Below are 11,626 nucleotides of genomic sequence, written 5' to 3' on the forward strand. Positions count from 1 at the left end.
CTGTGGGAGCTGGAGGTGCTGTGGGCACGACGGGCGCTGTCACGACCGCTCCCCCGCCCGCAGTTCGGTGGCGATCTGCCGCCGCCCGGCGATCAGCGTCTCCAGCACCACGCAGAGCCCGACCAGCAGCGCCAGGCCCACCGTGGGCAGCAGCACCGGCACCAGCGCCGGGGTCAGCGCGTCGCCGACCTTGGCGCCGACCAGCGAGGAGATGTCGAAGGCGGGTCCGAGCAGTCCGACCGCGGCCGTGGCGACCAGACCGCCGCCGACGACCGCCGCCAGGGTCTGCGGCAGCGCCTCGGCGATGATCAGCGCCAGCCCTTGCCGGGGTCGCAGACCCATGGTCCGCAGCCGGGCGAGGACGGCGGTTCGGTCGGGCGCGGCCCGGAACAGCGTCAGCAGGACGGCCAGCAGGGCGAATCCGGCTCCCGCGGCGGCCGCGTACCAGAACAGCCGGCCGGCGGCGTGCTGCAGCGGGTCGTCGGCGAGGGCGGCGACGGTCTCCCGGCTGCTGTGCACGGTGTACCCGGAGGGCAGCCCGTGGGTGGCCTTCCCGGCGGCCGCGGCCTCGTCCGCGATCAGCTTGGCCAGGCCCGTCGGCCGGGTCACGCCGCCGTCCCGGAGGACCGTCCTGACCTGGTCGGGGTCGACGTCGCCGACCTCGAACCACTTGTTCATCCGCTTCAGTTCCGGCAGACGCTCCCCGGCCGGGCCGGCCGGCACCACCACGAACGGCTTGCCCGGGTCCGGCAGCGCCGGGGTCGCCGCGACCGTTCCGGCGACGGTGGTGCGCAGCTGGTTCCCGCTGGGCGTGCGGACCTGCGGCGCGCCGGAGGCCAGCCGCTTGGCCAGGTCGCGGCTGAACAGGGCGGGGACGGGGGTGTCCGGGCCGCCGGGGCCGGCGGCGAGCGCCGCCGGGTCGAACGGCCCGACGCCGACGGTCCGGGCGATCTCCGCGTACGCCGTCGGCTCGACGACCACCAGGATCGCCTCGGTGTACTCCTTGTCCGCCCCGATGAACAGGGCCTTGGACTCCACCCGGGCCCCGGTGGCGGCGCGGACGCCGGGCAGCTTGCCGGCGGTGTCGGTGAACGTCTCGGGCAGCGTGCCGTAGTCCGGGATGGCGACGGAGACGTCGCCGCCGGTGGCCAGGCGCGCGGCCCGCATCCGGACGTGGTCCACGGTGTCGAGCACCGTGGCGCCGAATCCGGCCGTGGTGACGGCGATCAGCAGCGCCAGCAGCGGCAGGGCGGACGGCCGGCGCCGGCCCGTGTTGTCGCGGGCTGCCCGGGCCAGGCCGAGGAAGCCGATCAGCCCGCGGCCCCGGCCGGCCAGCGCCGCCAGCCAGCCGACCACCACCGGCTCGATCCGGGCCAGCAGCAGCCCGCCGGTGACGGCGAGCAGCAGCGGGGCGGCCACCAGCAGGGGGTCCACCCCGGTCGTCAGGGCGTGGCCGACGCCGCGTCGGCGGACCTCCGCCACGGCCGCGACGGTGACGGCGAGCACGGCGAGTTCACCGATCACCCGGCGCCAGCCGCCGACGCCCCGGGGCCGCGACCACATCAGGGCGGCGCGGGCCGGGAAGGCCAGCAGGGCGAGCAGGGTGGCGGCCAGCGCCGCGAGGAGCGGGTAGCCCCATCGGGGGGTGGGCAGCAGCAGCACGGCGAGCGCCGTCCCGAGCACGGCGGCGGGCAGGACGGTCGCCGTGCCCTCGCCGAGCAGGCGCAGCAGCACCCCGGCGCGTGAACCGCCGCGGGCCTGGAGCAGCTTGAGCTCGCCGGCGCGCCGGTCGGTGTTCAGCGCGGCGGCCAGGCAGAGCACCACCACGGCCACGCCGGCCACCCCGGCCGGGCCGATCGCGCTCAGCGGCATCGCGGCCTGGTAGCGGGCGTCCGCCCGGTTGAGGATGTCGGTCAGGTTGGAGGAGGTGTGCAGGTCCGGGCGGCCGGTCGCGCCGACCAGCGCCGTGGCGCCGGGCCCGGTCTGGAAGGACGCGAGGGCGGCCCGGGTCCGGTCGAGCCGGTCGGCGTGCAGCCCGGCGGGGTCGACGGGCAGCCGCCAGAAGTTCTCCGCGCCCGAGCCCCAGAGGTTCAGGGCGGTCAGGCTGCCGCCGTCGACGAAGCCGCTGGTCTGCCACCAGAAGCTGCCCTTGGCGGAGTACAGGCAGGCGCGGGCCGGGCAGCCGAGGTCGTCCCAGAACGGGTCCTGCGGGTCGTTCACCCGGTAGAGGCCGACGACCACGCTGCGGCGGGTCGCGCCCGGTCCGCCGTCGCCGTTCTCGACGGTGTCGCCGAGCTTGACGCCGATGGTCTCGGCCGCCGCCTTCGCCACCACGATCGGGAGCGGGGCTCCCGGGGTGGCGGGGGCGGCGCTCGGCCAGGTGCCGTCGGTCAGGGTCACCCGGTCCTGGAGCCCGTGCAGGTAGAGCAGGGCGATCATCGGCGGGGCGTTGTCGGAGAGCCGGGCGTAGCCCTGGTTGAGCATGGCGCCCTGGGACTCGGCCCGGGCGCCGTAGGCCTCGCCGGCCGGCGACAGCGTCAGCTCCCGGCCGACCCGCTCGGTGATCTTCCCGTGCACGGCGTCCAGGTCGGCGGCGGTGTCGTTCAGCCGGGTCTTGGTGGCGCTCTGCAGGCTGGTCAGGTTGAGGCCCTGGTGCCCGACGTAGTCCCGCAGGGCCGCGTCCGCTCCCCGGTCCGCGACCCGGGGGAAGGCCGCCGCCAGGAAGACGGTGACGAGTGCGAGGGCCGCCATCAGCAGGGCGGCCGCCGGGTCGGCGCGCAGTCGGGTGCGGACCCAGCGCGCGGGCCGGTACGCCGGCTGCTGCGCGGGGTCGGCGGTGGGCACGGGGGTGCCGGCCTTGGTGGTCACATCTCCTCCACGAGGCGCAGCCGGGTGGCCACGTTCCTGCCGCGGCGTCCGACGAGGAAGGCCGACAGCAGCGGGACGACGGCGATCGCGGCCGTGAGCAGCAGAGCCCGGCCCACCGGCAGTTCGACCAGCGCCTCGGGCAGTGGGCGGCGGGCGGCGGGGGTCAGCACCACGAACGGCACGATCAGGTGGACGAGCAGAGCCCCGAGCCCGAGGCCGACGGCTCCGCCGAGGGCGACCAGCAGGGCCGGCTCGGCCGCGGTGGTGCGGGAGACCAGTCGGCGGGGCGCGCCCAGCGCGAGCAGCAGGGCGGAGTCCTGGGAGCGCTGGCGGGCGGAGCCGGCCACGGCGGCGCCGAAGCCGATCGCGGCGAGCACGGCGGTGACGACCGCGATGGCCGTCAGCGCGCTCTGCGGGGCGGCGCCGACCGGGTCGGTGAGCAGGCTCTCGGCCGTCTCGTCGTAGAGCCGGACGTCCTGCGCCCCGGGGCCGGCCCGCAACGCGGCGGCGGCCTCGGCCGGGGTCCGGTCGCCCGGGTGAGTGGCGGGCAGCCACCACTCGGCGCTGCCGGAGACCGTACGGCCCTGGGCGATCAGGACGCGCGCGGTGGTGGCGAGGTCGACCACGACCGCGCTGCGGCCCGCCACCGGCAGGGCCTCGACGGCCGCGGTGACCTTGATCGGGAGGACCGTCCCGCCGAACGGCACCCGCAGGGTGTCGCCGACGGCGGAGCCGGTGGCCTTGAGGTAGTCGCGGGTGGCGACGCCCGGCACGGTCCCGGGGCCGCCTCCGGCCGGGGTGGCGCCGGGCGGGGCGCTCCCGGCCGGGGCGCTCACGGACGGGGCGCTGCCGGCCGGGGTGCTGCTGACGGGGGTGCTGCCGGTGGGGGCGCCCGACCAGGTGACGCCGGCCGGCACCGGGACGGCGGTCGCGGGTCCGTCGGCGGTGTCGGACACCGCCAGCCGGCGGACGGTGGCCGGCCGGTCGTCCTTGCCCTTGGCGGAGGCGGTCGCCCCGATCACGGTCAGCGGCGCGGCGACGGAGCCCATCGGCGCGTCCACCAGGGTGCTCAGCGGCGCCGAGCCGCGCACGGTCTCGTCGACCGGGGCACCGGTGAACGGGGCCTTGTAGACGATGCCGAAGCGGTCGCGCAGCAGCAGGGTCACCCGCAGGGTGCGGTCGGCGGCCGGGTACCCGGTCTCGGCGGTGTAGACGTCGGCGTCGATCCGCAGCGGGCGGCCCGGCAGCGGCACGCCGTCCTGGCCGCCGGCCGGGACGGGCTGGGCGCCGCCGGGGACGGGCTGGGCGAGCGGCCGGAACAGCTCGTCCCGGGTGTGCCCGTCGAGCAGGTCCCCGCGCATCGGGACGCGGTCGGCGAGGGCCGCGGCGTCCACCGCGAGCACCTGGCCGGTGCCGGACGGCAGCTGCTGCTGGTCGCGCACGACCGGCACCAGCCGGTCGCCGCCGGGCAGGGCGCCGAAGCGGCCGGCCTGGCCCATCAGCGAGCTGTGCGCGCCGGAGACGCGCAGGCCGCCGAGGGTGTCGAAGGCGGCCTGGTCCCGCTGGGAGGTGGTCCAGGTGGCCTGCTGGCCGAGGGCGAGCACGCCGGTGGCCACCGCCATGACCAGCAGCAGCACCGGGCCGGTCGCGCGGGCGGGCTGACGGGCCAGCTGCCAGCCGACCATCGCCGGGCCGAGGCCGCGGCCCCCGGCGGCCACCCGGGCGCCCAGCCGGGCGGCGAGCGGCAGCAGGCGCAGCACCACCAGGGTGCCCGCGCACAGCGCCAGGGTGGGGGTGGCGACCAGCAGCAGGTCGACGCCGAGCTCGCCCGAGGAGTCCGTGGACAGCCCGCCGCCGTACCGGCTGAGCTGCTGGTAGGCGAGGGCGGCCAGGACGAGCACGGCGAGGTCGCCGCCGTTGCGCGCGATGCCGGAGACCACGGCCTGGCGGCGTCCGGCCCGCCGGCGCAGGGCGGCGCCGGCACCGCGCAGCAGGCTGGGCACGGTGGCCAGCACGATGCAGGCGAGCGCGCAGAGCCCGGCCACCGGCCAGAGCGTCCAGCCCAGGGCGGTGTCCAGGGCGACCTGGTGGGAGTGGCCGAGGCCGGCCAGCACCCGGACCAGGAACGGGGTCAGCAGCGGCGCGAGCACCGCCGCCGGAGCCGCGAGCAGCACCAGCTCCAGGGCGGTGAAGGCGCCGAGCCGGGTGCCGGAGGCGCCGCGGGCGGCGAGCAGCTCGTTCTCCCACTCCTGGCGGGAGGAGATCAGCCGGACGACCAGCAGCAGGGCGGCCGCGGCGAGGACGGCCAGCTGCAGGGCGCCGATCAGCAGGGTGGACCGGGCGACCATCATGCTGGCGGACAACTCGCGCATCACGTCGGACAGTTCGGTGGTCGCGCTGAGCGAGTCGGCCTTCCGCAGGTCATCGGTCAGGCCCGGGGCGCGGTCGCCGATGGCCTGGGCCGCACCCTGGCCGACGCCCGCGAAGTCGGGGTCGAGCAGCCAGCTCCGGCTCCCCTGCAGCAGACCGCCCGCGGTGAAAGCGCTCTGATCGACCATCATCGGGCCGAAGGTGGTGAAACCGCCGACCTCGACCTCGTGGCCGCCGACCGGATCGATCCGCCAGTACGGGTCGAACGGGTCGACGGCCCGGTAGGCGCCGGTGACCCGGACGGTCAGCACCTGGCCGTCGAAACGGTCGGTGAGCTGGACCTCTGCGGGCAGCACCGGCTCGCTCAGGCCGAGCCGCCCCAGCATGCTCTGCGGGACGGCGACCTGCGGGGCCGCGGAGCGGACCGGACCGGAGGCGGCACCCGGCCACGCTCCGGCGACCAGTCGGGTCCGGCCGCGGTCGACGTCGGCGAGGAGCGTCAGGTCGACCTTGGCCGCACCGGCCTGACCGGACTGACCGGCTGCCTGCCCCGGGGTCGCGCCTGACGCGCTGTTCGCGCCCGACGCACCGCTCGCGTCGGGCGCGCCGTTCACACCGGCCGCCGCGCTGGTGCCGGGGAGGCCGAAGGAGCGGCTGCGCAGCATGCTGTCGGCGCGTACGGGCAGGTCGCCGAAGAGCTTCTGCCGGTAGGCGGCGAGCGCCTCCTCGTCCTTCGCCCGCTGGTCCAGCCCGTGTTCGGCGGTCACCACCACCGTGGTCCGGACGTGGCCGGGGCCCTGGAGCGCCTGCCGCAGACCGGCCTGACCGACGCTGCTGTTGAACGTCACCAGGGCGGTGAGCACCGCCGTGGTGATCAGGACCGTCAGCAGGACGGCGGCAGCCAGCGGCAGTCGCCCGCGCAGTCGGCGCACGACGAAGCCGAGCATCACGTTCCTCCCCCGGATTGCTCCCCCGGTAGCGTCGACCGACCCCGCCCGTCGACCCGATCCGGGCACAAATCGGCCACGGATGGACACATCGAGAGCACACCGGCGCATGGATCACCGGCATTCGGTCACCGGATAGCGGACGATGCTGTCAGATTCGATCCAGGAACGGAAGGGACTTGCGCGAATCAAGTAAGCAATGAGCAAATTCCTTTCATAGGTAACATCCCGACCGACGCGGCACCGTTGAAATGCCATGCACACTTCACAACTCTGGCTTCACGGCGCCGCGTTGGCCGGGCACTCCGCCCCCTTCCCGGATTCCCTCCGGGAGCGTGAACCGGCGGAGCAACCGCACCCGTAGACCCCGGATAGGACCGGGTCGCCACGCCCACAGGGGGGACGCCGCATGACGCAGGACCAGGCCGCCAACGCCACCACGGCCACGGTGACGGCCACCACTGCCACCGCTGCCATGGAACCGATGGTGGCCGTGACCGGTCTCCGACGCAGCTTCGGGTCCGGCGAGCGGACCGTGCACGCCCTGCGCGGCGTCTCCTTCACCGTCGGCCGCGGTGAACTCGCCGCACTCAAGGGCCGGTCCGGCTCCGGAAAGACCACCCTGCTCAATCTGGTCGGCGGCCTGGACGCCCCGACCGGCGGCACCATCTCCCTCGACGGCATCGACCTCGGCGCACTGAACGAGGACGGCCGGCTCGCTCTGCGGCGGGAGCGGATCGGCTTCGTCTTCCAGTCCTTCGGGCTGATCCCGATGCTCACCGCCGCCGAGAACGTCGGCGTGCCGATGCGGCTGCGCAAGGTGTCGCCCGCCGAGCGCGAGGAGCGCGCCCACACCCTGCTGGCCCTGGTCGGCCTGGCCGACCACGCCAACCAGCGCCCCGGCGAGCTCTCCGGCGGCCAGCAGCAGCGCGTCGCCATCGCCCGCGCACTGGCCAACGAGCCCGGCCTGATCATCGCCGACGAGCCCACCGGCCAGCTGGACTCGGAGACCGGCCGCTCGATCATGGAGCTGCTGCGCGCGGTGGTGCGCAGCGAGGGCGTCACCGTGCTGGTCGCCACCCACGACCCGACGCTGATGGGACTCGCCGACCGCGTGATCGAGCTCCGGGACGGACGGATCGTCGAGGAGGAGGCCGAACGGGCCGCATAGGGCCCGCGGCACAGCCCTTCTCGGTCAGGGATCAGGAACGGATGAACGCGAGGATGTCCGGGTTGAGGACCTCCGGGTGCGTCGACAGCATCCCGTGCGGATAGCCCTCGTAGGACTTGAGGGTCCCGTTCCTCAGAAGCCTGACCGTCAGGGGTGCCGAGTCGTCGTACGGGACGACCTGGTCGTCGGTTCCGTGCGCGACGAGGACAGGCACCTCGATCTGCTGCAAGTCCTCGGTGAAGTCCGTCTCGGAGAACGCCGCAACGCACTCATAGTGCGCGATCGCCGCGCCCATCATGCCCTGGCGCCACCAGTTGTCGGTCAAACCCCGTGACACCCGCGCTCCAGGACGGTTGAAGCCGTAGAACGGCCCCGAGGGAATATCAATGAACGACTGAGCCCGGTTGCCCGCAACGCCCTCACGGAAGCCGTCGAAGACCTCCATCGGCAAGCCGCCCGGGTTGGCCTCCGTCTTCAGCATCAGCGGTGGCACCGCGCCCACCAGGACCGCCTTTGAGACACGGCCGGGCTTAGCGCGGGCGACGTAGCGGGCGACCTCGCCACCGCCGGTGGAGTGGCCGATGTGTACGGCGCCCCGCAGGTCGAGTGCGTCGGTCAGGGCGGTCACGTCCGCGGCGTAGGTGTCCATGTCGTGGCCGGTCGCGGTCTGGGTGGAGCGTCCGTGGCCACGGCGGTCGTGGGCGATGACTCGGTAGCCCTGCGCCAGGAAGAACAACATCTGATTGTCCCAGTCGTCGGCGCTCAGCGGCCACCCGTGGTGGAAGACGATCGACTCCCCATCGCGAGGATCCCAGTCCTTGTAGAAGATCATGGTGCCGTCGTCGGTCGTGACCGTACCCATCGCAGATCCTCCGCTCGTCCAGGCGCCCCCAGCCAATGCCTCAGAGATCGTGTTCTGTCGTCTCCAGCCGCCTTGCGAGACAGACCAAAGCGTCGCAACAAGCGGCGACGGCGCACCGCGTCCAGATCGACTTCACCGAGGCCCGCCTCGCCCTGAGGCGCCCGTGCAGGCACGGCACGGGCGACCTCGACCGCCGTCCGTACGTCAGGTCGCCGCAGCCACGGCCGTCCTGGTCGACGCGCTCCTGCGGCCCGGCCTCGCCCGGGCCGGGTGACGCGCGTCTCCTGGCTGCCCGTCCGATGGACGTCCGGCATTCACCCCTCGATTGGCTTCCCGAACCACGGTGCGTCTACATTCCGACTTGTCATGACCCACGCCGCTCAGGCGGACTCGTAGGAACAGGGACTCGTGCAGATCCTCTTGCTGGGGCCAGTGGAACTCCGGGCGCGCGACGGCTCCGCGGTGCACATCGGGGGAGCCAGGCGCCGTGCCGTGCTGGCCGCGCTGGCGATGGAGGTCAACCGGGTGGTGCCGGTCGAGCGGCTGCTCGACATGGTGTGGGACGAGGCGCCGCCACCGAGTGCCAAGGCCGTGCTGCAGGGTCATGTGGCCAGCCTCCGCGGGCTGTTCGACGACAGCGTCCGGCTGATCACCAGGGAGCCCGGGTACCTCTTGCAGGCCGACCCGGAGCAGATCGACGCGCACCGCCAGGACGGGCTGCTGGCCCGCGCCCAAGCCGAGGAGGACCGGGCGGCGGTGCCGCTGCTGCGCCGGGCGCTGGGCGAGTGGCGCGGCCCGGCGCTCGCGGACTGCGGCTCCCGGGCACTGCGCGAACGCTCGGCGCAGCACTTCGAGGGCACCCGGCTGCGGGCCCTGGAGCAGCTGGCCGAGCGTCTGCTGCGCTCCGGACAGGGCGCACTCGTCACGGCCGAGCTGGCCGAGGCGTTCACTGCGCACCCGCTGCGCGAGTCGCTGGCCCGGCTGCTGATGCTCGCCCTGCACCAGGACGGCCGCGCCCCGGAAGCCTTGGCGGTCTACCGGACCGTGCGCGCCCGGCTGACCGAGGAGGCCGGGGTCGACCCGGGGACCGATCTGCGGGCGGCCCTGCACGACGTGCTCGGCACCGCCCCGGTGGGGGCCGGCCGGGCCCGCGGCGCGCGCCCCGCCGTACCGGTCCGCACGGCGGAGCCCGCCGCCGACCAGCCGCCGGCGGCCCCGCCGATCCCGGTCGGCGCTCCACGGCCGCCCGCGCCGGCCCCCGCGCCGGCCTCCGGGCCGCCCGAGCCCGCGACCGACCAACCCGTCAACCAACTCCCCCGCGAGGCCCGCGGCTTCACCGGCCGGGCGGCCGAACTGGAGTGGCTGGACGAGCGCGCCGGTCAGGCCGTGGGACCGGCCGACGGTCCGAGCCACAGCCTGCTGGCCGTCACCGGCCCGGCCGGGGTGGGCAAGACCGCGCTGGTGCTGCGCTGGGCGCACCGCTTCACGGGCTCCTTCCCGGACGGCCGGCACTGGGTCGACCTGCGGGGGTTCGACGAGAGCGCGCCGCTCACCCCCGAGGAGGCGCTCGCCGCGCTGCTGCGCTCGCTCGGGGTCGCCCGGGCCTCCGTGCCGGAGGACCTGGCCGGCCGGACGGCGCTGTACCGGACGGTGGTGGCGGAGCGCCGCGCGCTGATCGTGCTGGAGAACGCCCGTGACGCCGAGCAGGTCGTCCCGCTGCTGCCCGGAGGCGCCGGGTGCCTGACGGTGGTCACCAGCCGGGAGCGGCTGTTCGAGCTGGTGGCACTGGAGGGCGCGGCCGTGCTGCCGCTCGGGCTGCTGACGGCCGGGGAGGGCATGGCCGTGCTGGCCCGGGTCGCGGGCCGGGACCGGCTCGCCGCCGAACCGGCCGCGGCCGCCCGGGTGGTGGAGCTGTGCGAGGGGCTGCCGTTGGCGCTGCGGATCGCGGCGGCCCGGCTGGCCACCCGGCCGGGGTGGCCGGTGGCGGCGCTGGCCGGGGAACTGGCCGACGAGCGGTCACGGCTGGCCGCGCTGGCCGTGGCGGGCTCGCTGAGCATCGAGGCCGCGCTGGAACTCAGCTGCCGCACCCTGCCCGGCCCGGCGCTGGAGCTGTTCGGCGTGCTCGGACTGCACCCGGGTCAGCAGGTCGACACCCATGCGGCCGCCGCCCTCGCGGGCACGGACCTGCGGTCGGTCCGCGCGGCGCTCACCACGCTCGACTCCGCCCACCTGCTCCAGGAGACCGCACCCGGCCGGTACGCCCGGCACGACCTGGTCCGGCTCTACTCCCGCCAGCTGCCGGAGCCCGGGCGTTCCGAGGACCCTGCACGCGCGACCGGCCCCGCCGACGCCGGGCAGCCCACCGACCCCGGGCACCTCGCCGACCCCGGGCCGCCGCCCGCCGCCCGGACCCGGGCCGCCCGCACCCGCCTGCTGGACTACTACCTCGCCGCGACCACCGCCGCGGCCGCCACCTTCCGCGCCCACACACGCTGGCACCAGCCGGATGCACCGCCCACCGGCGGCGTGCCGCGGTTCTCCGACCCCGCGGAGGCCCTCGGCTGGTTCCGCCGCGAGGAGCCCGCCATCCGTGAGCTGGTCAGACTCGCCCAGGGTTGGGGGCTGGGGGACCCCGGCTGCCGACTGGCCGTCAACGCCGGCCTGCTCTACTACGACGACGGGGGCCTGCTGCGGGAGTGGGAGCAGACCGTCACCACCGCGCTGGCCGGTGCCGAGGCCGCCGGGACGGCCGATCGCTGGGCCGACCTGTACGCCGACCACGCGGGCGCGCTCAAGGAACAGGGCCGGTTCCGGGAGGCCCTGCGCCCCGCCGAGCGCGCCTGTCTGCTGGCCGACCGGCTCGGCGACCCGGCCCTCGCCCACCTCACCCGGACCAGGCTGGCCAACCTCCTGGTGGCGGACGGACGGCCCGAGCAGGCCGTACCCCACCTGGAGGCCACCGTGACCGCCGCCCGGCAGCTCGCCGACGACCGCCTGCTGGGGCAGTCCCTCAACAACCTCGCCAACGCCTGGCTCGGGCTGGAGCGCCCGGCAGCCGCGCTGCCCGCCGTCCGGGAGTCGCTGCGCCTGCTCGCCGGCCGGACGGCCGACCCCTTCCTGGTGATCTCCACCCAGTCCTACGCCGAGGCCCTGCACGGGCTCGGCCGCGCCGGGGAGGCGATCACCTGGAGCACCCGGGCCCTCGAACTGGGGCGGGCCCAGGGCAACCACCGGGTCGAGGGGTACTGCGCGGAGTTCGTCGGCGACGTGCTGGCCGAGCTCGGCCGCCACGAACAGGCCCGGGCCCGGTGGCGGCACGCCCTCGACCTGGCCACCCGTCAGGGCCGTCCGACCGCACGGCTCAGCGCCAAGCTCGCAGTCGGCCGCCCCCGCCGCTGACGGCCTGCC

At 75.6% G+C, this 11,626-nt stretch carries 5 protein-coding genes; 2 read left to right on the forward strand and 3 right to left on the reverse strand.

What is annotated here, in order from left to right; genetic code table 11:
- Positions 1 to 39: 39 nt before the first annotated feature.
- Positions 40 to 2,868: a hypothetical protein gene (locus ACIRD3_RS13705; RefSeq protein WP_402215135.1), complete on the reverse strand. Its 2,829-nt coding sequence runs from the start codon at positions 2,866 to 2,868 to the stop codon at positions 40 to 42.
- Positions 2,865 to 6,185: an FtsX-like permease family protein gene (locus ACIRD3_RS13710; protein WP_402215137.1), complete on the reverse strand. Its 3,321-nt coding sequence runs from the start codon at positions 6,183 to 6,185 to the stop codon at positions 2,865 to 2,867. The genes ACIRD3_RS13705 and ACIRD3_RS13710 overlap by 4 nt, the downstream gene beginning before the upstream one ends.
- A 475-nt stretch (positions 6,186 to 6,660) precedes the next feature.
- Here ACIRD3_RS13710 and ACIRD3_RS13715 point away from each other — a divergent pair, with 475 nt between their 5' ends.
- A complete protein-coding gene (locus ACIRD3_RS13715; protein ID WP_402215559.1) occupies positions 6,661 to 7,356 on the forward strand; it encodes an ABC transporter ATP-binding protein in 696 nt (231 codons plus the stop codon).
- A 31-nt stretch (positions 7,357 to 7,387) separates the two neighbouring features.
- Here the strand turns inward: ACIRD3_RS13715 and ACIRD3_RS13720 are convergent, their stop codons facing one another.
- Positions 7,388 to 8,218, reverse strand: coding sequence for an alpha/beta fold hydrolase (locus ACIRD3_RS13720; RefSeq protein WP_402215140.1), 831 nt, complete (start codon positions 8,216 to 8,218; stop codon positions 7,388 to 7,390).
- A gap of 408 nt (positions 8,219 to 8,626) precedes the next feature.
- Between ACIRD3_RS13720 and ACIRD3_RS13725 the strand changes: the two genes are divergently transcribed.
- Positions 8,627 to 11,617, forward strand: a complete 2,991-nt coding sequence (locus ACIRD3_RS13725) for a BTAD domain-containing putative transcriptional regulator (RefSeq protein WP_402215143.1) — start codon at positions 8,627 to 8,629, stop codon at positions 11,615 to 11,617.
- Positions 11,618 to 11,626 lie beyond the last annotated feature (9 nt).

This window comes from Kitasatospora sp. NPDC093550 (assembly GCF_044764985.1).
GTDB lineage: Bacteria > Actinomycetota > Actinomycetes > Streptomycetales > Streptomycetaceae > Kitasatospora.